The organism is Stenotrophomonas sp. YJH_SMC_64 (assembly GCF_059371375.1).
Window position 1 is genome coordinate 93,936 of record NZ_JCAFUN010000013.1, and the last position, 23,915, is coordinate 117,850.

Below are 23,915 nucleotides of genomic sequence, written 5' to 3' on the forward strand. Positions count from 1 at the left end.
GGCGGCCCGAGGGCCGCAAAGGCGGACAGTCTAGCTCCGCTTTCCCTGCCCGTGCACCCCCTTGCCGGCCACGGAGCCGCCGGAAAAAACCATGCTGGGACGTACGTTTAGGTGCTGGGTCATGCCGGCCGCTGGCCGGCAGCCCCTACGTGCAGACCCATGGGTAGTGCCGGCCGCTGGCCGGCAGCCCCTACGTGCAGACCCATGGGTAGTGCCGGCCGCTGGCCGGCAGCCCCCACGTGCAGACCCATGGGTAGTGCCGGCCGCTGGCCGGCAGCCCCTTACGTGCAGACCCAGGGGTAGTGCCGGCCGCTGGCCGGCAGCACTTGCATGTGGCCGTCAGGAAGATGCCGGCCGGCGGCCGGCACGACCGTTACGCGTCCAGCGCCTGCCGCAGCGGGGCCAGGAAAGCTCCAGCGCGCTGCGCGGCCTCTTCAGCCGAGCCCGCTTCGGCCAGCACCGCCACCAGTGCACTGCCAACCACCACGCCATCGGCCTGGCGCGCCATCGCCGCCGCACTGGCGGCGTCCTTGATGCCGAAGCCAGCAACCACCGGCACTGAAGCGCGCGCGCGCAGGGCCTGCAGGCGGGCACTGGCGGCATCGCTGTCCAGGCGTTCGGACGCGCCGGTGACACCGGCAAAGCTGACGTAGTAGAGATAGCCACGGGCCAGCGCCAGCAGCTTGTCGGCCCGCGCTTCGCTGGTGGTCGGCGACGCCAGCAGGACCAGTGCCAGGCCGGCTGCATCGAAGGCCTGCTGCGCTTCACCCGCTTCTTCCGGCGGCAGGTCGACCAGCAGTACGCCGTCCACGCCTGCGTCGACGGCGGCCTTAGCGAAGGCCGCGTAGCCATGGATCTCCACCGGGTTGAGGTAGCCCATCAGCACCACCGGGGTCTGCGCGTCGCGCTCGCGGAACTGCGCCACGGCCTGCAGGACGTAGCGGCTGCCAGCCCCCCGTGCCAGCGCGCGCTCGGAGCTGCGCTGGATGGTCGGGCCATCGGCCATCGGGTCGGAGAACGGCACGCCCAGCTCGATCACATCGGCACCGGCATCGACCAGCGCGTGCATGACCGGCACCGTGGCCTCCAGCGAGGGATCACCGGCGGTGACGAAGGGGATAAGTGCCTTGCGCTGCTGCTCGCGCAGGCGCTGGAAACAGGCATCGAGTCGGGATACGGGCATCTCAGGCACATCCTTCAATCAGTTCAATCGCATCGCTGGTCCCCCAGTACATCCGGGTGACCTTCCCTTCATAGAGTTCCAGGCGGATGCCCAGGTCCGAGCCCGGGTCCTGCCAGGTGAGGTACTCGCCCTGGTCGCCGTCATAGGCATGCGGACTGGACACCGGCGGATTCGGAAACTGCGCCATGGCCTGTGCGCGGGTCATGCCGACGCGCAGGCCAAACGGACCGGGCTGCTCAACCGGCAGCTCCGGGTCGTCACCCGGCTTCAGATCGAAACGCACCACGCGCTCGTCATCGGTCATCATCGACACGCCGGCCGGCAGCGCCTTGCCATCGTAGTACTCGCAGTCGCCTTCGAAGAACTCCTTCGCGCCCTGCGCTTTCCAGGGACCCAGGGCCTTCAGGTCACTCATGTGCTGGCCGACCAGCACCTCGCCGGCATGATCCAGCGCCACCGAGGCCACTGCAGGCACGTCGTCGCTGTCCGCGCCTTGCGCAGACGGTGGATCGACGATCGGCGTACGCGCCATCGGGTCGAGGTCATCATTGGCGGCCGGCTGCTGGGCCGGCTGCGTGGTGGCCTTGGCGGCCGGTGCCAGCACCGGCGGTTCCGGCGGCTGGCACGCGGCCAGGCCCAACGCCAGCAGAAGCACGCCGCTGTTGCGCAGCAGCGCGCTCACAGGACCAGCCCTTCGCGCGCGGCGATGGTGTGCACGTCCTTGTCACCGCGGCCGGATAGATTGCAGAGGACGATCTGGTCACGCGGTCGCTCACGCGCCAGCTTGATCGCCTGCGCCAACGCATGGCTGGACTCCAGTGCCGGCAGGATGCCTTCGGTATGCGCCAGCAGATGGAAAGCCTGCAGCGCTTCCTCGTCGGTGATGCCGAGGTACCGTGCGCGACCGGTATCGGCCAGGAATGCGTGCTCCGGGCCGACGCCCGGATAGTCCAGGCCGGCTGATACCGAGTGGGTCTCGATGATCTGGCCGTCGTCGTCGCACAGCACATAGGTGCGGTTGCCGTGCAGCACACCCGGGCGACCGGCAGCGATCGAAGCGGCGTGACGGCCGGTGTTGATGCCGTCACCGGCGGCTTCGGCGCCGACGATCTCGACCTGGCGGTCGTTGAGGAAGGCATGGAACAGGCCGATGGCATTGCTGCCGCCGCCCACGCAGGCGGTGATCGCATCGGGCAGGCGGCCGTATTCGGCCAGCATCTGCTCACGCGCTTCGCGGCCGACGATGGCGTTGAAGTCACGGACCATGCGCGGATACGGATCCGGACCGGCGACCGTACCGATGATGTAGAAGGTGTCCTGCACGTTGGTCACCCAGTCGCGCATGGCTTCGTTGAGTGCGTCCTTCAGGGTGGCCGAGCCGGAAGTGACCGGCACCACCGTCGCGCCCAGCAGCTTCATGCGGTAAACATTGATCTTCTGCCGCTCGATGTCGGTGGCGCCCATGTACACCACGCATTCCAGGCCCAGCCGCGCGGCAACCGTGGCACTGGCCACGCCATGCTGGCCGGCACCGGTCTCGGCAATGATGCGCTTCTTGCCCATCCGCGCGGCCAGCAAGGCCTGGCCGATGGTGTTGTTGATCTTGTGCGCGCCGGTGTGGTTCAGGTCCTCGCGCTTGAGCAGGATCTGCGCGCCACCGACGTGATCGCTCAGGCGCTGGGCGTGATAGATCGGGCTCGGCCGGCCCACGTAGTGCGCCAGATCGCGGTCATAGGCCAGCTGGAATGCGGGATCCTGGCGCGCCTGGTCATAGGCCTGGGCCAGTTCCTGCAGCGGGCCGACCAGGGTTTCGGCAACGAAACTGCCGCCATAGCGGCCGAAGTGGCCCTGGGCATCCGGGAAGGCGTGATAGTCGGCAATGGGGGAGGCAGACATGGATACGACCGGTGGTTCAGACAGGTGGATACTCTAGCGCACGGGTCATGACCGGAAAATGGATATTATCTGGCGCATATCGTCAGGAAATCTCACATGAGCCGTTCCCTGCTGCCTCCCCTCAATGCGCTGCGCGCGTTCGAAGCGACGGCCCGCCTTGGCGGCGTTGGGCGCGCCGCGCAGGACCTGCACGTCACCCACGGCGCGGTCAGTCGGCAGTTGAAGCTGCTGGAGGATCACCTTGGCCTGGCGTTGTTCCAGCGGGCCGGCCGTGGCCTGCGCCTGACCGCTGCGGGCACGCGGCTGCAGGCAGCATGCAGCGAGGCCTTCAGCGGCATCGAAGACTGCGTGCGCGAACTGCGGCGGCCGACAGCAGCCCCGGCGCTGGTACTGGGCTGCAGTGGCAGCGTGCTGGCGCGCTGGATGATTCCACGACTGCCAGCATTGCAGGCTGCCCTGTCCGGCGTGCGCCTGCAGTGGTCGGCACTGGATGGCAGTTTCACCGAAGCGCAGGCGGCGCTGGACGCGGTGCTGCTGCTGGCGCAGGGCCCGTGGCCACGAGGCTGGCAGGTACGCGAGCTGGCGTCGGAACGGGTCGGCGTGGTGGTGGCGCCATCGCATCCGGCCGCGCAGCGCCTGCGGCATGCACCGCCGTCGGCGCTGCTGCAGGAGACGCTGCTGCACACCAGCTCACGGCCGCAGGCATGGCCGGCATGGGCACAGGCGCACGATCTGGACGTGTCGAAGCTGCAGCTGGGCACCGCCTTCGAGCACCTGTACTACCTGCTGGAAGCCGCAGTAGCCGGGCTGGGCCCGGCGATCGCACCGGAACCGCTGGTGGCCGAAGACCTGGCCGCAGGCCGGCTGGTCGCACCGTGGGGATTTACCGCCACCGGCGGCTTCTGGGTGCTGGCGCGGCCGGATGGCCCGGCCGATGCACGGGTGGACGCCCTGGCCGACTGGGCAGCAGCACAGCTGCGATGAGACAAGGCTCCGGGTGGCGTTCGCCCCCGAAGTCGGCAACACAAGCCTCAGCGACCGCCCATCGCGACCCGCTGCTGCTCCTCATGCACCCGCTGCTGGTGCGGCGGATCTGCCAGCAGCTTGGCACTGGTCTGCTCCAGCGGCGGTGGCGCCTGAGCCAGATCGATGGCGGTGCGGAAGCCCGGCGTAGTGCCCATCACGAACGCCTTGCCATCCTGCGCCGTGATGCTCTGCAGCTTGTCGGCCGCATCGATACCGTAATTACATTCCGTTGGAAAACACGTCGAGCACGTCCGCACTGACCCAGCCCTGCGCGCAGTTCCCGGCGTAATGTCCCGGCGCCGCCACATGGCAGGCCTCGCCCCCCGTGTTCGCCAGGCCAGTGATCGGCCTGTCGCCATAGGTGTCACACAACGTGTTGCCCTTGCACTTGCCGACCGTTGCTGCGGGAACCGCCACGACGTAATAGAACAGCGGATTCTGTCCGGTACGCCCGATGCCCTGCACGCAGACCAGCTGCCCCTTCGACAGCTTTGCGGTCACGCTGGCCTTGCTGCCGGTGGATGGCACCGCATTCAACGTCTCCACGCCCTTGGCGTCGGCTACGCCCGCGAAGAAGCCCTGGTCGCCACAGTCCGGCGACAGTTCGACATCGTAGAAATCACCGCTGTCCACATCTCCGGCCGTGCAGCCGCTGCCCGTACTGGCGTTGCTGCATTTCACGCCACTGGCCTGGATCAGCGCCGCCAGGCCGTCGGCAGCCGGTGCTGTGGCGGGTGCGCCTGCCGGTGTGGCAGCGGCCGGTGCCGATGCAGTCGGGGCGGACGAGTCACCGCCCGCACACGCGCCCAATGCAAGCAGCAGGCCGGGCATGATCGTCAGGCGGGCCAGGTGGATACGGTGGGAAGAGAGATGGCGCATATCCATTGCGTCCTCGTTCGAAAGCCAAGGCGTATCTCAGGGGTGCGGCCAGCGACACGCACACCGCATCGCACCCAGCCAGGTCAGGCCGGGCCCATTGTGTCCGATCAGATGCTCGGGAGTGTCGACTTCCTGGCGCTGGATCCTGAATTACCCGAAAGTGGGATGCTCACCGCATTCAGTAGACGTCCGCCTTCATGGCACGGCACGCGACAGGCAGAACACAGACCCGGCGGAATGCACCGTCGGCGATGACGTTCCGGGCGCGCCCTCAGGGGGCGCGGATCACTCCAGGACCGTGCAGTCCGCGCGGCGCACTTCCTCGACGAAGGTGCGCATCCTGTAGCCGTCCTTGATGCCCGGCTCCAGTTCGATGCCGCTGGACACGTCCACGCCCCAGGGAAGCGTGGCCAGCACAGCGTCGTAGACGTTTTCCGGGTTCAGGCCACCGGCCAGCAGGAACGGCCGGTGCAGGCCGGTCGGGATACGGCCCCAGTCGAAGGCCACGCCGGTACCGCCGCCGCCGCCGGGAGCGTGGCTGTCGAACAGGAACCCCGCCGCGCTCGGGTAACGCAGCTGCAACGTGCGCGCATTGACCTCTTCCCGCCCCCCCATGGCGATCGCCTTCAGGTAGGGCATGTTGAAGCTGCGGCAGAAGCTCTCGTCTTCCTCGCCGTGGAACTGCAGCAGGGTTGGCCGCACCGTGCGCAGCACCTCGCGCACCTCTTCCTTGCTGTTGTTGCGGAACAGGGCCACCACATCGACCATCGGCGCGATCGCCTGGCGCATCGCGCGTGCTTCGGCAGGAGCAACCCTGCGGCTGCTCTCGCGGGCAAAGATGAAACCCACTGCGTCCACGCCCAGCTCACCGGCCAGGCGGACATCGCCGGCACGGGTCATGCCACAGAACTTGATGCGCGTGCGGTAGTAGGAGCGGCTCATAGCGTGACCTCGGCGGGCAGATGCCAGTTGTCGGGGTACAGGGGCCCAAGGAACACCAGGCCCTGCGGCGGTGCGGTGGGACCGGCTACGGTGCGATCGCGCCCGGCCAGCAGTTCGGCGATCCATTCCACCGGTTTTTCACCGCTGCCCACCAGGATCAACGAACCGACGATATTGCGGACCATGTGATGAAGGAATGCATTGCCCTGCACGGCCACTTCAATCACTTCGCCCTGGCGGCTGACCTGCAGTGATTGCAGCTCACGCCGCGCATGCAGCGCCTGGCACTGCACGGAGCGGAACGCGCTGAAGTCATTTTCGCCGATCAGGGCCTGGCCGGCGGCGTGCATCAGCGTCTCGTCCAGCGCCCGGCGCTCCCAGCTGAGGGTCTGCCGGTCCAGCGCCGGCCGCACCTCGCGGTTGAGCAGGCGGTAACGGTAGCGGCGCGCGCGTGCCGAGAAGCGGGCGTGGAAATCGTCGGCCACCGGCACGCACCAGCGCACCGCGATCGAGCGCGGCAGGCGGGTGGTGGTGCCCAGCATCCAGGCGCGCGGGTCGCGCACCACGTCGGTATCGAAATGGACGACCTGGCACTGGCCATGCACGCCGGCATCGGTGCGGCCGGCGCAGACCACCTGCAGCGGCGTATCGGCCACCGACGACAGGGCCTGCTCAAGGCTGGCCTGCACGCTGGGACCGCCCTCGCCCAGGTTCTGCCAGCCCCTGAAATCGCTGCCGTCGTATTCGACGCCAAGCGCGTAACGCATGTGCTACCTCGATATTGCGTATGGGGCGGCTCTCAGGCCGGATCGCGTTCGGACCAGACCGCCAGTTCGTTGCCACCGGGCTCGACGAACTGGAAGCGGCTGCCACCGGGGAAGGAAAACACCGGGCGCACGATCTCGCCGCCGGCGTCGCGCACGGCGGCCTCGACCGGTGCCAGTGCGTCGGCATACAGCACCAGCAGCGGTGCACCGCTGTCGCTGGCCCGCTGCGGCTGGCCGCGGAAGAAGCCGCCCTGCAGGCGGCCATCGTCGAACGCCGTGTAGTCGCTGCCGTAATCGACGAACGACCAGCCGAACACCTTCTCGAAGAAGGCGCGGCTTGCGGCCGGGTCGCTGGAAGCGAATTCAACGTAGTCGATGCGACGCTCGCGGCTCATGGCAGGGCCCTTGTCGGCAGGTTCGGTCACGGCAGGCGGGCCAGCAGTTCGCGGGCCTGGGCCTGGCTGTGCAGGTCACCGCCTTCGGCGACTTCCAGCAACAGGGTGCGCGCAGTCTGCGCGTCGCCCAGATCGAGGTAGGCAATGGCCAGTTCCAGGCGCTCCTGGCCGGCACGCGGCGACCAGCCCGCGTCGCCGGCGGGCGCGGCCGCGCTCGGCGCGATATCGTCGGAATGAGAAGCGTCGACGCTGCCGTGGTCGATGCTGTCGATGGCCTCGGGATGTACGGTATCCGCCGGAGCCTCGTTCTCATGCGCGTCAGCCGGCAGATCGAACACTCCGCGGAACTGAGGCTGCTGTTCGGCATGCAGTGCGTAGTCCGGCACCGCCACTTCGGCCGGCGCCTGCGGTACAACGCGTTCGTCCTGCAGCGGCTCGGCGACGACAACCTCGTCGCCGGTGGTTGCGGAATCGTCCCAGCGCGGCAGATCGGTCACCGCTTCGGGCAATGCCACCGCGTCCTCGTCGCGCAGTGTCTCGGCCTGCCATTCGGCCCGCACCGCGTGCTCGGCGACGGGTTCGGCGACCACCACTTCGTGTACTTCGGTTTCGGTCGCCCAGGCAGGCATCGCCGGTTCCTGGCGACCATTGTCGGCAACAGCCGACGACCACGAGGACTGCTCGGCCAGCGTATCCAGCGCCGCACCTGCCGGCACCGCAGCGGCCAGGCCGGCGGCATCGTCTTCCTCACGCAGCGGCGGCAGCGGCGACGGCTTGCGACGACGCAGCAGCCAGGCCGCGCCCGCCGCCAACAGCAGCACCGGCAGCCCCAGCCAGTACCACGGCGTTGCCGCATCACGGGAACCCGGCGCCTGTGCCAGGCGCTGCTGCGCGGCAGCCAGGTCGTTGTCCTTCATCGCGATCAACGACTGCTGCTGCTCCTTCAGCTTCTCCAGATCGGCCACGCGCTGCTTCAGTTCACCGATCTCGGCATCGCGGGTGGCGATGTCCTCACGCGCCTGGCGCAGTTGTTCATTGCCCAGCATGTCACCCTCGCTGCCGGCAGCGGTGCCGGTGGTTGTGCCCGCATGCGCGGCGTCGGACGCCAGCGCCGGAGCGATCTCAAGTCGTGCCCCGTTGGCGGCAGCCGGGGAAGAAGCGTTCGCGGTTGCCGCCTTGGCGGCCGGCGCGACCGCACCCGCCGGTTGCGGCACGGTACGCGCCTGCCGCCATTGCGCAGCGTGCTCGCGCACCAGCGCGGTGGCCTCGGCGGCATCGACAGCGGCAAGCGCATCGCTGCCCGGCACGCGCAGCACCGCGCCCTGCTTGAGCAGATTGACGTTGCCACGGATGAAGGCTTCGGGATTGGCGCGCAGCAGGGCGATCATCGCGCGGTCGCGGCTGACCTGGTTGCCACGCGCCACCGCGCTGGCGATCTGCGACAGGGTCTGACCGCGCTGTACGGTGACGCTGCCATCGGCCGCCGGTGCAGCGACCGGCGCGGAGGCCGCACGCGGGCGTGCCGGTGCAGGCGCCACCGCAGGTGGCGGCGTAGTGGGCGCCTCTGCCGCTGGCACCGTTGCCGAAGCCGGTGCAGGTTCGCGCACGATGGTATTGGAGAGCGTGCCTGCCGGCGCGACGATCTCCGGCTCGGCCACGGCCAGCGCGCTGGACGGCGCGTCGACCAGCGCGGAGTACTCGCGCACCAGGCGGCCCTGGCCCCAGTCAGCTTCGATCAGGAAGCTCAGCGATGGCGTCTCCACCGGGGCCTGCGAGGTGACGCGCACCACCGCCCTGCCCTGCGCATTGCGGGTCAGCTCGAACTGCAGCTCGCTGACCAGCCCGGTCGGCCGTTGCAGGCCGACGCGTTCGAAGGTGACCGGCGAGGCCAGCGCCACGCGCAGGTTTTCCAGTTCGGACGGGTCCGCCGACACCACCGGGATTTCGGCCAGCAATGGCTGCCCCGGCTTGGACAGGACACGGATGTCTCCCAGGCCCAATGCGAGTGCCGAACTGCTGGCCAGGGCCAGCAGCGCGGTGGAAAGATAGAGGAGCGGGCGCTTTGCGCCCCTGGCCCGTTTATTCATGGGCGACACTATAAAGCGTGCGGACCGGGGTCCGCACCCACCGGAAAGACCCTTGAGGTAGTGCCGGCCGCTGGCCGGCATGCACTCCGGCACAAGGATCACGGCAATGCCGGCCAGCGGCCGGCACTACCGGTGAGGCAACCGCTGTGATCAGCGCTGCTCGGCGGCGACCAGCTCGGCCAGCTGCACGGCATTCAACGCCGCGCCCTTGCGCACGTTGTCCGACACGATCCACAGGTTCAGGCCGCGCGGGTGCGAGAGGTCCTCGCGGATGCGGCCGACGTACACCGCGTCCGTGCCCGAGGCGTGGGTGACCGGGGTTGGGTAACCACCGGCTTCGTGACGATCCACCACTTCGATGCCCGGCGACTGCTCCAGCAGCGCGCGCGCTTCGGCGACGGTGACCTTGTCGCGGGTCTCGATCGCCACCGACTCGGAGTGGCCGTAGAACACCGGCACGCGCACCGCAGTCGGGTTCACCAGGATGCTGTCGTCGCCGAGGATCTTGCGGGTTTCCCAGATCAGCTTCATTTCTTCCTTGGTGAAGCCATTGTCCTGGAAGTCGTCGATGTGCGGGATCAGGTTGAAGGCGATCTGCACCGGGAAGCGCTGCGGATCGATTTCCTGGAAGCTCAGCAGCTGGCCGGTCTGCTTGCCCAGTTCCTCGGTAGCCGAACGGCCGCCGCCGGACACCGACTGGTAGGTGGAGACGTTGATACGCTCGATGCCGTACTTGCGGTGCAGTGGCGCCAGCGCCACCAGCATCTGCATGGTCGAGCAGTTCGGGTTGGCGATGATGCCGCGCGGACGGTTGGCCACCTGTTCCGGATTGACCTCGGACACCACCAGCGGCACGTCATCGTCGTAACGGAAGGCCGAAGAGTTGTCGATCACCACCGCACCGGCAGCGGCGAACTTCGGTGCGTATTCCTTGGACACGCTGCCACCGGCCGAGAACAGCGCGATCTCGACACCGCTCGGATCAAAGGTGGCCAGGTCCTGCACCTTGACCTTCTGGCCGTTGAATTCGATCTCGCCGCCGGCCGAACGCTCGGAAGCCAGGACGCTCAGGGTACCGACCGGGAAACCACGCTCGGCCAGGATCGACAACATGGTCTCGCCGACCGCACCGGTGGCACCGACGACGGCAACGTGGAAACTGCGCTGTGCATTGCTCATGGGGGAAAACTCTCACGAAAACGGGAATGGGGAAGAAACACGCACGACAGCTGGGTTCGGGGAACCTCCTCAGGCGGGGCGCGCGGAGGTTCCCTATCGTTTCCCGGTTTTTTTGCCCAGCGTCACGCGCGCAGCCATTGCCGCGTCAGCGTTGATCGCGCTCGGCATGCACGAGGGTGCGCCATCCAGGCCGAGCCCGGCAACCAGATTATCGACGGCCAGCTGTACCATCGCCGTGCGCGTGGCCAGCGAGGCACTGCCGATGTGCGGCGTGAGCACGACATTGCGCAGCGCCAGCAGCTCCGGACGCACCGTCGGCTCGCCCTCGTAGACATCCAGGCCGGCAGCGGCCAGACGGCCTCGGGCAAGCGCGTCGGCCAACGCCAGTTCGTCGACAATGCCGCCGCGGGCGATGTTCACCAGGGTGGCTGAGGGCCTCATCTTCGCCAGCGCAGCCGCATCGATGATGTGATGCGAGGCCGGCGTGTAGGGCAGCACGGTGACCAGGTGGTCGGACTGCGCCAGCAGCGTGTCCAGGTCCACGTAGGTCGCGCCGAGCGCAGCCTCGGTCTCGGCCGGAAGGCGCGAACGGTTGTGGTACAGCACCTTCATGCCGAAACCATGCGCGCCGCGGCGGGCGATGCCCTGGCCGATGCGGCCCATGCCGAGGATGCCCAGCGTGCTGCCATGGATGTCTGCGCCGAGCATGGTCTGGAACGACCATTGCTGCCACTGGCCTTCGCGCAGCCAGCGCTCGGATTCGGTGATCCGGCGCGCGGTCGCCATCAACAGGGCGAAACCGAGATCGGCGGTGGTTTCGGTCAGGACGTCCGGCGTGTTGCTGGCGAGGATGCCGGCTGCGCTGAGCGCATCGACATCCAGGTTGTTGTAGCCGACGCCGACATTGGCGATCACCTGAAGCTGCGCGGCATCGGCCACCTGGGCCGCACCGATGCGCTCGTTGAGGGTGATGATCGCGCCGTCGACGCCGGCCAGCTGTTCGGCGATCTGGTCGGGCGACCAGGCGGTGACCACATCGGTGCTGCGCAGCTGCACGCGATCGCGCAGCGGCGCGATGGCCGCGTCGATCAGCGGCTGGCTCACCCACACGGTCGGCCGCGTGTCAGCCATCGATCTGCCCGGGAATGCGCGGGGTGATCGTGCCGACATCGCCGCACTGCGCGCGATGGCGCAGCGCCTGGTCCATCAGCACCATCGCCACCATCGCCTCGGCGATCGGGGTGGCACGGATGCCGACGCAGGGATCATGGCGGCCGGTGGTGACCACCTCGACCACATTGCCGGCCGTGTCCAGCGACGGGCCCGGCAGGCGCAAGCTGGAAGTCGGCTTCAACGCGATCGAGGCGACCACCGGCTGGCCAGTGGAAATGCCACCGAGGATGCCGCCGGCATGGTTGCTGGCGAAGCCCTGCGGGGTCAGCAGGTCGCGATGTTCGGTGCCCTTCTGTGCGGCGCTGGCGAAACCGTCGCCGATCTCCACGCCCTTCACCGCGTTGATGCTCATCAGCGCGGCGGCCAGTTCGCCATCAAGCTTGCCGTAGATCGGCTCGCCCCAGCCCGGCGGTACGTTGTCGGCCACCACGTCCACGCGCGCACCGACCGAATCACCGGACTTGCGCAGCGCATCCATGTACGCCTCCAGCTCCGGCACCTGTGCGGCGTGCGGCCAGAAGAACGGGTTGTCCTCCACCGCCGACCAGTCGAAACCGCCCGGGGTGATGTCGCCCAGCTGCGACAGGTAGCCGCGCACGGTCACGCCGAAGCGTTCGGCCAACCACTTCTTGGCAACCACGCCGGCAGCCACGCGCATGGTGGTCTCGCGCGCCGAGGAACGGCCACCACCGCGCGGGTCGCGGATGCCGTACTTGTGCCAGTAGCTGTAGTCGGCATGACCCGGCCGGAACTGCTGGCCGATGTTCGCGTAATCCTTGCTGCGCTGGTCGGTGTTGCGGATCAGCAGGGCGATCGGCGTGCCGGTGGTCAGGCCCTCGTACACGCCGGACAGGATCTCGACCTCATCGGCCTCGCGGCGCGCCGAGGTGTGCCGGCTCTTGCCGGTAGCGCGACGCTGCAGGTCGTGGGCGAATTCGGCCGCGTCCAGCGCCAGCCCCGGCGGGCAGCCATCGATCACGCAGCCGATGGCCGGCCCGTGCGACTCGCCGAACGTGGTGACGGTGAACAGCTTGCCGAACGAATTGGAACTCACGGGCGCTGCGCCGCCAGTTCGGTGATGCGCGCGCTGTGCGCGATCAGCTCTCGGCATTCGACCGCGAAGATGCCCATCTGGCCGACCTTGAATTCGATCCAGGCGAAATCGACTTCCGGCAGCAGCTTGACCAGATGCTGCTCGGATTCGCCCACTTCGCAGATCAGCAGGCCGTCCTCGCTCAGGTGCAGCGGGGCGTCACGCAGAATCTTCAACACCAGGTCCAGGCCATCGTCACCGGCACGCAGGCCCATCTCCGGCTCGTAGGAGTATTCCTGCGGCAGGGCATCGGTCTCGTCGTTGGTGACGTACGGGGGGTTGGTGACGATCAGGTCGTAGTGGCGGCCGGTCAGGCCGTTGAACAGGTCCGACTTGAGCAGGGTGACGTTGTGCGCCTGCAGGCGCTCCTTGTTTTCTTCGGCAAGCGACAATGCATCGTCGCTCAGGTCGACGCCGTCCACTTCCCAGTTCGGGTAGTAGTGACCCATGGCAATGGCGATGCAGCCCGAGCCGGTGCACAGGTCCAGCGCACGGCTGACATCGCGGCCGGCCAGCCACGGCTCGAAGCCGCATTCGATCAGTTCGGCGATCGGCGAGCGCGGCACCAGGGCGCGCTTGTCGCTCTTGAAGCTCAGGCCGGCGAACCAGGCCTCACCGGTCAGGTAGGCGGCCGGGATGCGTTCGTCGATGCGACGCTGAAACAGCTCCAGCACGCGCAGCTTCTCGGCCTGCAGCAGGCGCGCCTGGCCATAGGCCGGGCCGAGGTCGTGCGGCAGGTGCAGGCTGTGCAGCACCAGCTGGGTGGCCTCGTCCAGCGCATTGTCGTAGCTGTGCCCGAAGGTCAGTCCGGCTTCGTTGAAACGGCTGGTGCCGTAGCGGATCAGATCGATGATCGTGTGGAGTTCGGCGGCCGTTTCAGCGGTCATGGCGGTACTGCGGGCAAAGTGGCCCCCGATTATAGGGGCTGGCGCCCGTGGCGGCATCCGTTGCGGCGGAAACGATTCGGGCCACAGCCGGTATGATGGGGCCCACTTCGCGCGGGAGCCCCCATGTTCAATCGCAACGCCGGCATCATCCTGCTGATCGCCCTGGCGGCGGGTCTCGGCCTGCTGGCCGCCCAGCAGCTGTTCGCGCCGAAGCCACCGGCCAATGCCCCGGCCACCGAAGCGATCACGCTGTACCCGCAGCCGCGCGAACTGCCCGACTTCAACCTGGCCCAGTCCGACGGCACCCGCCTGATCCCGGGCGAACTGAAGGGCCACTGGACCCTGGTATTCCTGGGCTTCACCTTCTGCCCGGACGTCTGCCCGACCAACCTGGCCGAGCTGGCCGGCGCACAGAACCAGTGGGAAGCCCTGCCCGACAGCCTGCGCCCACGCGTGTTGTTCATCTCGGTCGACCCCGACCGCGACAGCGCCACCCGCCTCGGCGAGTACGTGCACGGCTTCCACAAGGACACCCTGGCCGCCACCGCTGACGTTCCCTCGCTGGAGCGCTTCGCCACCTCGTTGGGCTTCGTGTTCCAGAAGGTACCGGGCAAGCATTTCGACGAGAACCCCGAGGATTACACCGTCGAGCATTCGGCCAGCCTGGCCGTGCTCGACCCGCAGGGCCGCCTTGCCGGCCTGGTACGCCCCCCGTTCAACGCGCCGGCCATTGCCCGCGACCTGCAGAAGCTGACCGAGAAAACCGCCCCATGAGCCTCACCACCGCCCTGACGTACGCCCTGCCACACCGCCTGCTGTCCTCGATGGCGCGTTCGCTGGCGTACTCGGACGATCCGCGCGTATCGCGCTGGCTGATCGACACGGTCACCCGCAAGTTCAACGTCAACCTGGACGAAGCGGCCAACCCGGACCCGCGCAGCTATGCGACCTTCAACCAGTTCTTCACCCGTGCGCTGAAGCCGGGCGCGCGCGTGGCTGACGCCGATCCGCGCAGCCTGGTGATGCCGGCCGACGGCCGCATCAGCCAGCTGGGGAAGATCGAGGCCGGCCGCATCTTCCAGGCCAAGGGCCAGTCATTCACCGCTGCCGAACTGCTGGGCAGTGACGAGGACGCCAAGCCATACAACGATGGCCTCTACGCCACGGTGTACCTGTCGCCGCGCGATTACCACCGCGTGCACATGCCGTGGACCGGCACCCTGCGTGAGACCGTGCACGTGCCGGGGCGCCTGTTCAGCGTTGGTCCGGCGGCAGTGAACGGCGTACCGCGCCTGTTCGCCCGCAACGAGCGCCTGGTCTGCCACTTCGACACCAGCTTCGGGCCGATGGTCAGCGTGATGGTCGGTGCGCTGCTGGTGTCCGGGGTGGAAACCGTGTGGAGCGGCGAGGAGATTCCGCACTATGGCGACCGCATCACCCGCAAGGACTACCGCGGCCAGGGCATCAGGCTGGAGCGCTTTGCCGAGATGGCGCGCTTCAACTACGGCTCCACCGTGATCGTGCTGCTGCCGCCAGGCGTGGCTGACTTCGCCCCGCAGTTGGGCGCTGAAAGCCCGGTGCAGCTGGGCCAGGCGCTGGCGAAGCTGCGCTGAGGCTTCGGTAGTGCCGGCCGCTGGCCGGCATCTCCGCTGATCCAACGCGTCGAGCATTGCCGGCCAGCGGCCGGCACTACCGGTACGCGCGTTACTGCAGGGACGGGGCCGGACCGACGTCCATGCCGTCGTAGTCTTCCACGCCCTTCTCCGCGGCCAGCGCTGCGAATTCCTGGTTGCGGCGGTCAAGCGAGGCTTCGTCGTGGATCTCGACGCGCTCCACATGCAGCACGTGGAACGGCGCGTCGCCCTCTTCCGGATCCTGTTCGAACAATTCCACGAAGGTGTAACCCTGCGCCTGCAGGTGCTGCGCCAGTGCCTGCAACGGCTCGGCAGTGGAGTGCACGAAGAAGTACCCCCACAGCAACGGGCCGGTGATGTCCCAGTCGGTGTTTTCGCGGAGGTTGGCGAACAGGTTGCGGGTGTCTTCGAGGTCCATGCGGATTCCAGGGTAGGGGATTACTTGTCGCAGCCCTGCAGCTTCAGCGTCTGGCCGTGGCGCAGGCTGTAGGCCGGGGCCTTCAGGCCGTTGGCACGGGCCAGGGTGGGCACGTCGCACTGGAACTTGGCCGCGATGGCGCCCAGGGTTTCACCCCGGCCCACCTTGTGGCTGCGCACCGGCTTCGGGCGCGCCGCCGGGCGCGGCGTGGCCACCGGAGCGACCGGCGTGGTCGGCACGCTGGTGGACGCGGCCGCATCGGCCACCGGCACCACGCCGCCCACGGCCACGCTCCCGGTGTAGCTGGTCGCGGTCGGGCGCTTGATTGCTGCGTTCAGATCGGCGGTGATCAGCGTCCGGGCCAGGTCGGCACGCGGGCCACTGACGCAGTTGCGCTGGTACAGGCCGGCGATGCGGGTGGTGGCATTGATCAGCGTGCCGGCCGGGATCCAGCCATCGGCCTCATAGCGCGGGTTGAGGTTGCGCAGCGCGCGCATGTAGCCATCGCGGGTGCCGTGGCTGCCCAGGCAGATGGTCAGTTCGTAGATGGTGGTCGACTTGGCCAGGCGCAGCGTGGCCGGTTGCGCGCTGATCTTCGGGAACTCCACGCCGTATTGCTGCGGGTGCAGGAAGATCCAGGCCGCGGCGATCACCATCGGCACGTAGTCCTTGGTCTCGCCGGGGAACTGGTTGTAGACGCTGTCGGTCCAGAAGCTCTGCCCGGCGCTCTGCTTGAACACGCGCGCGGCGCGGCCTTCGCCACCATTATAGGCGGCCACCGACATTTCCACGTTGTTGTTCAGTTCGCGCAGGCGTTCGTTGAGGTAGCTGGCGCTGGCTTCGGCGGCGCTGCGCGCGTCAAAGCGGGTGTCGAAGCCGGTGCCGTCCGGGCCGAGGCCGAAGCGGCGGCCGGTGGCCGGCATGAACTGCATCAGGCCCGCCGCGCCGGCGCGCGAGGAGGCATGCACGCGGCCGTTGGATTCCTTGGCCATGATGCCGAACAGCAGCGCTTCGGGCAGGCCACGCTTCTCCCACTCCGGCCACATCACCGCACGCAGGTTCTGGTAGTTCTCGTAGCTGGTCAGCAACGCCGGGCGCATGTCGGTCAGCCAGCGGCGGATGCCGGCCTGCACCGCCGGGTTGTATTCGACCATGCTGTCGAAGGCGTGCCGCTTGTCGTTCAGCAGCGCGGCAGCGCGCGCGGCCTCCGGCACGTCCGCGGTGAGCGGGCCGATGTGGTCGGGGTCGGCTTCCAGGCGGTCACCGCCCTCGTCGGTCACCTCATTGCTGGCGGCCGCGTCGGCGTCGTGCTTGAGCAGGCGCTTGTAGCTGGCCAGCAGGGTGCCCATCTGGCAGCCCTTCTGCTTCACGCAGTCGTTGAGGACATCTTCCATGTCCTCCAGCGCGGCGTCGGCTTCGTTGCTGCCCTTGGGGTCGGCATTGGCGACCAGCAGCAGCGCATCGCTGTAACGCTTCTCGGCGACGGTCATGCGCTGCTGCAGCGCATCCACCTTCACCTTGTCCCGGGCCGAAACCCGCTGCGCATGGGCGTCGGGCGCCAGGGAAACCAGGCCGGCCAGGGCCAGCAGCGGCCAACCGCGGGAAATCAGGACAGGAACGGGCATTGATGGCACTGTGTGCGAAACAGGCAGGCAGAGTAGCGGCGCCGCCAAGGTCCGGGCAAGCCGACCTTCGGACCGTCACCGCCGGCGGTTAACATTGGGCTATTCACCACAAGGGCTGGACCATGGATCCGATTCTGCTCGGCAAAGGCATCACCGACGATGTGGCCGTCACCCTGCTGCCGAGACTCGGCAACCGCCACGGCCTGGTGGCCGGCGCCACCGGTACCGGCAAGACCGTGACCCTGATGACCCTGGCCGAGGGCTTCTCGCGGCTGGGCGTGCCGGTGTTCCTGGCCGATGTGAAGGGCGATGTGTCCGGCCTGGCGGTGCCCGGCACCGGCGCCGAGAACCTGCTCAAGCGCGCCGCCGAGATCGGCGTGGCCGACTACGCACCGGCCGCCAGCCCGACCATTTTCTGGGACCTGTACGGCAAGCTCGGCCACCCGGTGCGCACCACGGTCAGCGAGATGGGCCCGACCCTGCTGGCGCGCATCCTCGAGTTGAACGACACCCAGTCCGGCGTGCTCGACATCGTGTTCAAGCTGGCCGACGACCGTGGCCTGCTGCTGCTGGACATGGACGACCTGCGCGCGCTGCTCGGCCTGGTGGCCGAGGAGCGCAAGGACATCTCCACCGAGTACGGCCTGGTCAGCGCGCAGTCCATCGCTGCGATCCAGCGGTCGGTGCTGCGCCTGGCGCAGGATGGCGGCGAGAACTTCTTCGGTGAGCCGGCCCTGGAACTGGCCGACATCATGCGGGTCAATCACGACGGCCGCGGCATGATCGGCATCCTTGCCGCCGACCAGCTGGTGCTCAAGCCGAAGCTGTATTCCACCTTCCTGTTGTGGCTGCTGTCGGAGCTGTTCGAGCAGCTGCCGGAGGTGGGCGACCTGGACAAGCCGAAGCTGGTCTTCATCTTCGACGAAGCGCACCTGCTGTTCGACGATGCACCCCCGTCGCTGGTGCAGCGCATCGAGCAGGTGGTGCGCCTGATCCGCTCCAAGGGCGTGGGCGTGTACTTCTGCTCGCAGTTCCCTGATGACGTACCGGGCAACATCCTCGGCCAGCTCGGCAACCGCGTGCAGCATGCGCTGCGTGCATTCACCCCGCGCGACCAGAAGGCAGTGAAGACTGCTGCCGAGACCTTCGTGCCGAACCCGAAGCTGGACGTGGCCAAGGTGCTCAGCCAGCTCGGTACCGGCGAAGCGCTGGTGTCCACGCTGCAGGACAAGGGTGTGCCGATGCCGGTGCAGCAGACGATGATCGCGCCGCCGCGCTGCCGGATGGGGCCGATCACCGACGCCGAGCGTGCCCAGGTGCGTGCCGGCAGCCCGGTCGGCAGCCGCTACGACACCGCGATCAACCGTGAATCGGCCGCCGAACTGCTGGCCCAGCGTGCGCAGAAGACCGTCGAACAGGCGCAGGCACCGGCCGCGCGTAGTCGCGAGCAGGACGAAGCGCAGGAAGGCGGTTTCGGCCAGGCAATCAAGGACGCGATCTTCGGCACCAAGCGCCGCCAGGGCATGATCGAAACCATGGCCAAGCAGACCACGCGCACCGTCGGCACCAAGCTGGGCAACCAGATCGTGCGTGGCATCCTGGGTGGCATCTTCGGCGGCAAGCGCTGATCCGCCACTACTGGGGTCGGATCCCTTTCCTGCGGAAAGGATCCGACCCCATCGTTCCCCTGAAAAGAAGTCGCACCACATGTCGCGTTGGCGTCCCCCTGCAGAAAAGAGTACCGCCCTGATCACCGCCTCCGGCCACGCCCGGCTGAAGGCCGAGCTGGATGACCTATGGCGTGTGCGCCGCCCCGAGGTGGTGAAGGCACTGGCCGCGGCCGCTGCGGAAGGCGACCGTTCGGAAAACGCCGAGTACACCTATCGCAAGAAGCAGCTGGGCGAGATCGACCGTCGTGTGCGCTACCTGACCAAGCGGTTGGAATCGCTACGCGTGGTTGATACCACGCCGACCGATCCGCTGGCGGTGTTCTTCGGCGCATGGGTGGAACTGGAGAACGTGGACAGTGGCGACACCAGCCGCTATCGCATTGTCGGCCCGGATGAGACCGACGCAGGCCTGGGCTGGATCAGCATCGATTCGCCGCTGGCGCGTGCGCTGCTGAAGAAGCGGCTGGATGATGAATTTTCGGTGGAACTGCCCGGCGGCCAGTTCACCTTCGCGGTGATCAGCGTGGAATACGAACCGCTGTAGCGTCGACTGTCAGTCGACTACCGCGCCAAGCGCGGCACAAACCTCCGCAGCCGGACGGTAAGCGCACCGCGCTCCTCATCGCGGTTGATGACTCGCCGAAGCCACCTGTCGGGCGTTCACGGCCTCGGAACGAAGAGCAGTCGACTGACAGTCGACTCTACATAGCCCTGTGCAACGGCGGCGGGTACTGGCGGCCGGCCCGCAGCGGGCGGAAGTACGCGGCATCTGCATAGAAGGCGGCATCCTGTCCCTGGTGCCAGCCCGGGATTCCCGCCAGCGGCAGCGGACGCAACTGCAGGGGATCGGCCACTGCCCTGCCCTCGGCGATGGCCGCGGTCACTGCGTCAACGCAGGCATCATCGACTTCACCGTGCACCACCACGCACTTGCCGACCAGCAGGCGCCCCGGTAGCAGCGCCTGCTCCATCAGCGCGTGCCCGAATATCGCAGCGATAGCGATGTCACCACTCTGCCAGCGCGCAGGCTCGAACAACGCCGGCCAATCATGCACGTCCCATGCGGCCAACACGTCCTCATCGCGCACACGCACGATCACACCGGTTTCGTCGAACTGGGTCAGCGCGGCCTGCGCGCGATTGCGCTGGCCCGGCGGCATGGATGCGATATGCCTGCACTGCTGCACATTGAGCACCTGCTTGAGCTGCGGGTAACGGGCCCACACCAGTGCATTGAACAGGTCATGCCAGTTGTCGGCGCGGGTGGCGATGCGCCCCTGTGCGATGCGGGCTTCGTAGTGCAGGCCGTCGGCCAGCAGCGCGGCATCCTGCTCGACCAGGTGCTTGCCGGGCAGCGCGAGGCGTGCCTCGAGCGCTGCAATGGACGGCCACTCAGGGCTGGCCAGCAGGTCATGGACGTCGCGCAACCCGGCAAACACCGGGTGCGCGAACACCTGCGGATCGACCGCCGCACGCGGCGGCGGCACGAAGCGGCGCACACCGCTGCCGTCACCGGCGGCGGTCGTCGCTGCGGTCACAGCATCTTGAGATCGAATGCCGGGCGGGTAGCGGCCGGCAGCGCATCACCGTACAGGTCGTGCTCATCGCTCTCGGTGATTTCCACGTCGACGAACTCACCCACGCGCAGCGGCACCTGGTCGGCATTCTGGATGTGCACCAGGCCGTCGATCTCCGGCGCATCGGCCTTGGAACGGGCCACGGCGATGTCACCTTCGATGGCATCGACCAGGCACTGCTGCACGGTACCGATCTTGGCTTCTAGGCGTGCGGCGGAAATCTGCGCCTGCTTCTCCATGAAACGGGCCAGGCGTTCCTGCTTCACTTCTTCCGGCACGGCATCGGGCAAGTCATTGGCGGTGGCGCCCTCGACCGGCGAGTAGGCGAACGCACCGACGCGATCCAGCTGTGCCTCGTCCAGGAACGACAGCAGTTCTTCGAACTCGGCCTCGGTCTCGCCCGGGAAGCCGACGATGAAAGTCGAACGCACGGTGATGTCCGGCGCGATGCGGCGCCAGTTCTGCACACGCTCCAGGGTCTTTTCGACCGCACCGGGGCGCTTCATCAGGCGCAGGATGCGCGGGCTGGCGTGCTGGAACGGGATGTCCAGGTACGGCAGGATGCGGTTCTCGGCCATCAGCGGCACCACCTCGTCCACATGCGGATATGGGTAGACGTAGTGCATGCGCACCCACGCATCCAGCTCGGACAGGCCTTCGCACAGCGCCTTCAGGCGGGTCTGGTAGGCCTTGTCGCGCCACATCTTCTCGGCGTACTTCACGTCCACGCCGTAGGCCGAGGTGTCCTGCGAAACCACCAGCAGCTCGCGCACGCCACCACGCACCAGGCGCTCGGCTTCACGCAGCACTTCATCCACCGGGCGCGAGACCAGCTTGCCGCGCATCGACGGAATGATGCAGAAGCTGCACTTATGGTTGCAGCCTTCGGAGATCTTCAGGTAGGCATAGTGGCGCGGGGTCAGCTTGATGCCGTAGTCCGGCACCAGGTCCACGAACGGATCGTGCTTGGGCGGTAGTGCTTCATGCACCGCTTCCATCACGCTCTGGTAGTCCTGCGGGCCGGACACCGCCAGCACGTTCGGATACGCCTCGCGGATCTGCTCCGGGCGCTTGCCCAGGCAGCCGGTGACGATGACCTTGCCGTTCTGGTTCATCGCCTCGCCAATCGCGTCCAGCGACTCGGTCACCGCCGAATCGATGAAGCCGCAGGTGTTGACCACCACCACGTCAGCCGAATCGTAGGACGGGACGATGTCGTAACCTTCCGAACGGAGCTGGGTAAGGATGCGCTCGGAATCGACAAGGGCCTTCGGGCAGCCAAGGCTGACGAAGCCGACTTTGGGGTTCAGCTGGGACATGGAATCGCGGGACTCTGGGGGCCTGGGCCCCTGCCGGCGTGGCAGGGGGTCCTGGGGGCCGGGGCCTGAAAGGGCGCCAGTATACCGGGGTTGGCGGCCGGGCTCTGAACGGCCAGCCGCCCGATCGCGCACAGCCGCTGACACCGCGCTAACCCTCGCAGCACCGACAATGCAGTCCTGTCCCTGCAACGAGAGTAGATGACGATGGCCGAGTGGATCACCCTGGATACGCACCACGGCGCGGTACGGGCCTGGCAGGCACTCCCCGAGGGCGCCGCGCGAGGCGGGCTGGTGGTGGTGCAGGAAATCTTCGGCGCCAACCCGCACATCCGCAGCGTGGCCGAGCGCTTCGCCGCCGCGGGCTATGCGGTGCTGGCACCGTCGTTCTTTGACCTGGTCGATGGCCCCGATGCCGACCCGGATGCCCTGCCCTACGACGCCGACGGCGTGAAGCAGGGCCTGGAACGGGTCAGCGCGCTGGGCATGGAGAAGGCGCTGGAAGTGGTTCGCGCGGCAGCCACCCGGCTGGCCCCCTACGGCAAGGTCGGCACCGTCGGCTACTGCTGGGGCGGTACGGTAGCGACGCTGTCCGCAGTGCGCCTGGGCCTGCCCTCTGTCAGCTACTACGGTGCGCGCAACGTCCAGTTCCTCGATGAGACACCGAAGGCGCCGGTGATCTTCCACTTCGGCGCCCAGGACCGCAGCATCCCGCCGGAAGCGGTCCAGGCCCATCGCGAGAAGCTGCCGCAGATGGCCACCTTCGTCTATCCGGCCGACCACGCCTTCAACCGGGAGGTCGGACATGCGTATGATCCAGACAGCGCCGCCCTGGCGCTGCAACGCACCCTGGACTTCTTCTCGGAGCATCTTGGATGAGCGAATTCGAACTCGATTCACGCCTGGCCACCGATAGCGTGCTGGTGGCCGAAGGACCGTTGTCGCAAGTGCGGCTGATGAACGACGAACGATTCCCGTGGCTGGTACTGGTACCGCGCCTGGCCGGGGTCACCGAGTGGATCGAGCTGGACGGCGAGCAGCAGGACAAGCTGCGCACCGAGCTCAACCGCGCCTGCAAGGCCCTGAAGGGCGCCGACGGGGTGGAGAAGATCAACATCGGCGCGTTGGGCAACATCGTGCGCCAGCTGCACTTCCACGTGATCGGCCGCCATGACGGTGATCCGGCCTGGCCGGGCCCGGTCTGGGGCAGCGGTCCCGCGCACCGCTACGAAGCGGCCGCACTGGACCAGCATGTCGCCTACTGGAAGGAACGGCTAGGATATCCGGCCCACACCTGAGCCTTCGCCGACCCGATGCGATTCAACCTCGTTGCCGCCATCCTGCTGATCCTGATCGGCCTGTTCATGCTCGCCAGCAACCTCGGCTGGACGCACCTGAACCTGTCCAAGCTGCTGCTGACCTGGTGGCCGGTGGCGCTGGTGGGTGTCGGGATCGCGATGCTGTTCGGGCGCGGAAAATAACGAAGGCGGCGCATTGCGCCGCCCTCGTTCATGCAGAGCCGAGCCATGCTCGGCTGCCCCGCCTTGAAGCCGAGCATGGCTCGGCTTCACAAACCGCCTGCAATCTTCAGGTCCGCGGCAGGGTCACACCGGTCTGGCCCTGGTACTTGCCGCCACGATCGCGGTACGACGTCTCGCAGATGTCATCAGCCGCGGCCTGGAAGAACAGCATCTGTGCAACGCCTTCGTTGGCGTAGATGCGCGCCGGCAGCGGCGTGGTGTTGCTGAATTCCAGGGTGACGTGGCCTTCCCATTCCGGCTCCAGCGGCGTCACGTTGACGATGATGCCGCAGCGCGCATAGGTGCTCTTGCCCAGGCACACCACCAGGGTGTCGCGGGGGATGCGGAAGTACTCGACGGTACGCGCCAGGGCGAAGCTGTTCGGCGGAATGATGCACTCGTCGGCGGTGATGTCGACGAAGCTGCCCGAGTCGAAATGCTTGGGATCGACGATGGTCGAGTTGATGTTGGTGAACACCTTGAACTCGCGCGAGCAGCGCACGTCGTAGCCATAGCTGGACGTGCCGTAGCTGACGATGCGCTCGCCGTTGGCCTGCTTGACCTGCCCGGCCTCGAACGGCTCGATCATGCCGTGCTGCTCGGACATGCGGCGGATCCAACGGTCACTCTTGATGCTCATGCTTTGTC

25 protein-coding genes and 1 pseudogene are annotated in these 23,915 nt (G+C 67.6%); 8 read left to right on the plus strand and 18 right to left on the minus strand.

Translation table 11 applies throughout. The features are described 5' to 3' along the window. Positions 1-373: 373 nt before the first annotated feature. Genes trpA through trpB form a run of 3 tightly spaced genes read right to left on the minus strand, consistent with a single transcriptional unit; the run spans position 374 to position 3,079 of the window. Entirely contained in the window at positions 374-1,183 is an 810-nt protein-coding gene (gene trpA / locus AC5P9L_RS15225; protein ID WP_024958316.1) for a tryptophan synthase subunit alpha, read from the minus strand. Position 1,184: 1 nt separating this feature from the next. Continuing rightward, the gene (locus AC5P9L_RS15230; RefSeq protein WP_062606181.1) at positions 1,185-1,865 is read right to left on the minus strand and encodes a hypothetical protein; all 681 of its coding nucleotides are present in this window, start codon (positions 1,863-1,865) and stop codon (positions 1,185-1,187) included. Further along, entirely contained in the window at positions 1,862-3,079 is a 1,218-nt protein-coding gene (gene trpB, locus AC5P9L_RS15235; protein ID WP_005410476.1) for a tryptophan synthase subunit beta, read from the minus strand. Before trpB ends, AC5P9L_RS15230 begins: the two co-directional genes overlap by 4 nt. 96 nt (positions 3,080-3,175) lie before the next feature. Between trpB and AC5P9L_RS15240 the strand changes: the two genes are divergently transcribed. Then, positions 3,176-4,063, plus strand: a complete 888-nt coding sequence (locus AC5P9L_RS15240) for a LysR family transcriptional regulator (RefSeq protein ID WP_114618695.1) — start codon at positions 3,176-3,178, stop codon at positions 4,061-4,063. Positions 4,064-4,110: 47 nt separating this feature from the next. Here AC5P9L_RS15240 and AC5P9L_RS15245 read toward each other — a convergent pair. The 10 genes and pseudogenes from AC5P9L_RS15245 to prmB form a co-directional block, all read right to left on the minus strand. Further along, a pseudogene (locus AC5P9L_RS15245) lies at positions 4,111-4,320 on the minus strand (peptidoglycan-binding protein); the annotation flags it as partial. A gap of 4 nt (positions 4,321-4,324) precedes the next feature. Then, complete coding sequence (locus AC5P9L_RS15250) at positions 4,325-4,990, minus strand: hypothetical protein (RefSeq protein ID WP_262101875.1); 666 nt, start codon at positions 4,988-4,990, stop codon at positions 4,325-4,327. Between the two features lie 279 nt (positions 4,991-5,269). After that, positions 5,270-5,926, minus strand: a complete 657-nt coding sequence (locus tag AC5P9L_RS15255; protein ID WP_005410480.1) for a phosphoribosylanthranilate isomerase — start codon at positions 5,924-5,926, stop codon at positions 5,270-5,272. Then, the gene (gene truA / locus AC5P9L_RS15260; protein WP_012480891.1) at positions 5,923-6,693 is read right to left on the minus strand and encodes a tRNA pseudouridine(38-40) synthase TruA; all 771 of its coding nucleotides are present in this window, start codon (positions 6,691-6,693) and stop codon (positions 5,923-5,925) included. The genes AC5P9L_RS15255 and truA overlap by 4 nt, the downstream gene beginning before the upstream one ends. Before the next feature lie 32 nt (positions 6,694-6,725). Then, positions 6,726-7,088: a VOC family protein gene (locus AC5P9L_RS15265; protein WP_005410482.1), complete on the minus strand. Its 363-nt coding sequence runs from the start codon at positions 7,086-7,088 to the stop codon at positions 6,726-6,728. A gap of 26 nt (positions 7,089-7,114) precedes the next feature. Then, positions 7,115-9,175, minus strand: coding sequence for a FimV/HubP family polar landmark protein (locus tag AC5P9L_RS15270; RefSeq protein WP_262101874.1), 2,061 nt, complete (start codon positions 9,173-9,175; stop codon positions 7,115-7,117). Between the two features lie 150 nt (positions 9,176-9,325). Next, positions 9,326-10,354: an aspartate-semialdehyde dehydrogenase gene (locus AC5P9L_RS15275; RefSeq protein WP_005410484.1), complete on the minus strand. Its 1,029-nt coding sequence runs from the start codon at positions 10,352-10,354 to the stop codon at positions 9,326-9,328. Positions 10,355-10,447: 93 nt separating this feature from the next. Beyond that, positions 10,448-11,485: a 2-hydroxyacid dehydrogenase gene (locus AC5P9L_RS15280; protein WP_032966934.1), complete on the minus strand. Its 1,038-nt coding sequence runs from the start codon at positions 11,483-11,485 to the stop codon at positions 10,448-10,450. Further along, the gene (gene aroC / locus AC5P9L_RS15285) at positions 11,478-12,581 is read right to left on the minus strand and encodes a chorismate synthase (RefSeq protein WP_133050378.1); all 1,104 of its coding nucleotides are present in this window, start codon (positions 12,579-12,581) and stop codon (positions 11,478-11,480) included. Before aroC ends, AC5P9L_RS15280 begins: the two co-directional genes overlap by 8 nt. Further along, positions 12,578-13,507 carry a 50S ribosomal protein L3 N(5)-glutamine methyltransferase gene (gene prmB / locus AC5P9L_RS15290; RefSeq protein ID WP_010483043.1) on the minus strand — a complete coding sequence of 310 codons (930 nt, stop codon included), beginning with the start codon at positions 13,505-13,507 and terminating at the stop codon, positions 12,578-12,580. The genes aroC and prmB overlap by 4 nt, the downstream gene beginning before the upstream one ends. A 123-nt stretch (positions 13,508-13,630) precedes the next feature. Between prmB and AC5P9L_RS15295 the strand changes: the two genes are divergently transcribed. Together AC5P9L_RS15295 and asd are read left to right on the plus strand one after the other, a co-directional pair. Then, on the plus strand, positions 13,631-14,281 hold the full coding sequence (locus tag AC5P9L_RS15295) for an SCO family protein (protein ID WP_171968565.1): 651 nt from the start codon (positions 13,631-13,633) through the stop codon (positions 14,279-14,281). After that, complete coding sequence (gene asd, locus AC5P9L_RS15300) at positions 14,278-15,120, plus strand: archaetidylserine decarboxylase (RefSeq protein WP_005410489.1); 843 nt, start codon at positions 14,278-14,280, stop codon at positions 15,118-15,120. Before AC5P9L_RS15295 ends, asd begins: the two co-directional genes overlap by 4 nt. 91 nt (positions 15,121-15,211) lie before the next feature. Here the strand turns inward: asd and AC5P9L_RS15305 are convergent, their stop codons facing one another. Together AC5P9L_RS15305 and AC5P9L_RS15310 are read right to left on the minus strand one after the other, a co-directional pair. After that, a complete protein-coding gene (locus AC5P9L_RS15305) occupies positions 15,212-15,559 on the minus strand; it encodes a ribonuclease E inhibitor RraB (RefSeq protein ID WP_005410490.1) in 348 nt (115 codons plus the stop codon). 20 nt (positions 15,560-15,579) lie between these two features. Beyond that, positions 15,580-17,184 (minus strand): transglycosylase SLT domain-containing protein, encoded by a 1,605-nt coding sequence (locus tag AC5P9L_RS15310; RefSeq protein WP_164171010.1) that lies wholly within the window; start codon positions 17,182-17,184, stop codon positions 15,580-15,582. A gap of 122 nt (positions 17,185-17,306) precedes the next feature. Here AC5P9L_RS15310 and AC5P9L_RS15315 point away from each other — a divergent pair, with 122 nt between their 5' ends. Then, entirely contained in the window at positions 17,307-18,812 is a 1,506-nt protein-coding gene (locus tag AC5P9L_RS15315; RefSeq protein ID WP_279915533.1) for a helicase HerA-like domain-containing protein, read from the plus strand. A 79-nt stretch (positions 18,813-18,891) separates the two neighbouring features. Continuing rightward, positions 18,892-19,398, plus strand: a complete 507-nt coding sequence (gene greB, locus AC5P9L_RS15320; RefSeq protein WP_279915534.1) for a transcription elongation factor GreB — start codon at positions 18,892-18,894, stop codon at positions 19,396-19,398. 157 nt (positions 19,399-19,555) lie between these two features. On the opposite strand, the gene AC5P9L_RS15325 is transcribed toward greB, so the two are convergent. Together AC5P9L_RS15325 and rimO are read right to left on the minus strand one after the other, a co-directional pair. Beyond that, positions 19,556-20,392 carry a DUF3025 domain-containing protein gene (locus tag AC5P9L_RS15325; RefSeq protein WP_279915535.1) on the minus strand — a complete coding sequence of 279 codons (837 nt, stop codon included), beginning with the start codon at positions 20,390-20,392 and terminating at the stop codon, positions 19,556-19,558. Further along, positions 20,389-21,750, minus strand: a complete 1,362-nt coding sequence (rimO, locus tag AC5P9L_RS15330) for a 30S ribosomal protein S12 methylthiotransferase RimO (RefSeq protein WP_049436796.1) — start codon at positions 21,748-21,750, stop codon at positions 20,389-20,391. The genes AC5P9L_RS15325 and rimO overlap by 4 nt, the downstream gene beginning before the upstream one ends. Before the next feature lie 204 nt (positions 21,751-21,954). Between rimO and AC5P9L_RS15335 the strand changes: the two genes are divergently transcribed. The 3 genes from AC5P9L_RS15335 to AC5P9L_RS15345 are packed head-to-tail and all read left to right on the plus strand — an operon-like array spanning position 21,955 to position 23,228. Next, complete coding sequence (locus tag AC5P9L_RS15335) at positions 21,955-22,626, plus strand: dienelactone hydrolase family protein (RefSeq protein WP_279915538.1); 672 nt, start codon at positions 21,955-21,957, stop codon at positions 22,624-22,626. Further along, the gene (locus AC5P9L_RS15340; RefSeq protein ID WP_005410497.1) at positions 22,623-23,045 is read left to right on the plus strand and encodes an HIT domain-containing protein; all 423 of its coding nucleotides are present in this window, start codon (positions 22,623-22,625) and stop codon (positions 23,043-23,045) included. Before AC5P9L_RS15335 ends, AC5P9L_RS15340 begins: the two co-directional genes overlap by 4 nt. Positions 23,046-23,060: 15 nt before the next feature. Then, on the plus strand, positions 23,061-23,228 hold the full coding sequence (locus AC5P9L_RS15345; RefSeq protein ID WP_005410498.1) for a LiaI-LiaF-like domain-containing protein: 168 nt from the start codon (positions 23,061-23,063) through the stop codon (positions 23,226-23,228). Positions 23,229-23,334: 106 nt separating this feature from the next. Here the strand turns inward: AC5P9L_RS15345 and dcd are convergent, their stop codons facing one another. Then, positions 23,335-23,907: a dCTP deaminase gene (dcd, locus tag AC5P9L_RS15350; RefSeq protein WP_005410499.1), complete on the minus strand. Its 573-nt coding sequence runs from the start codon at positions 23,905-23,907 to the stop codon at positions 23,335-23,337. Between the last annotated feature and the right edge of the window lie 8 nt (positions 23,908-23,915).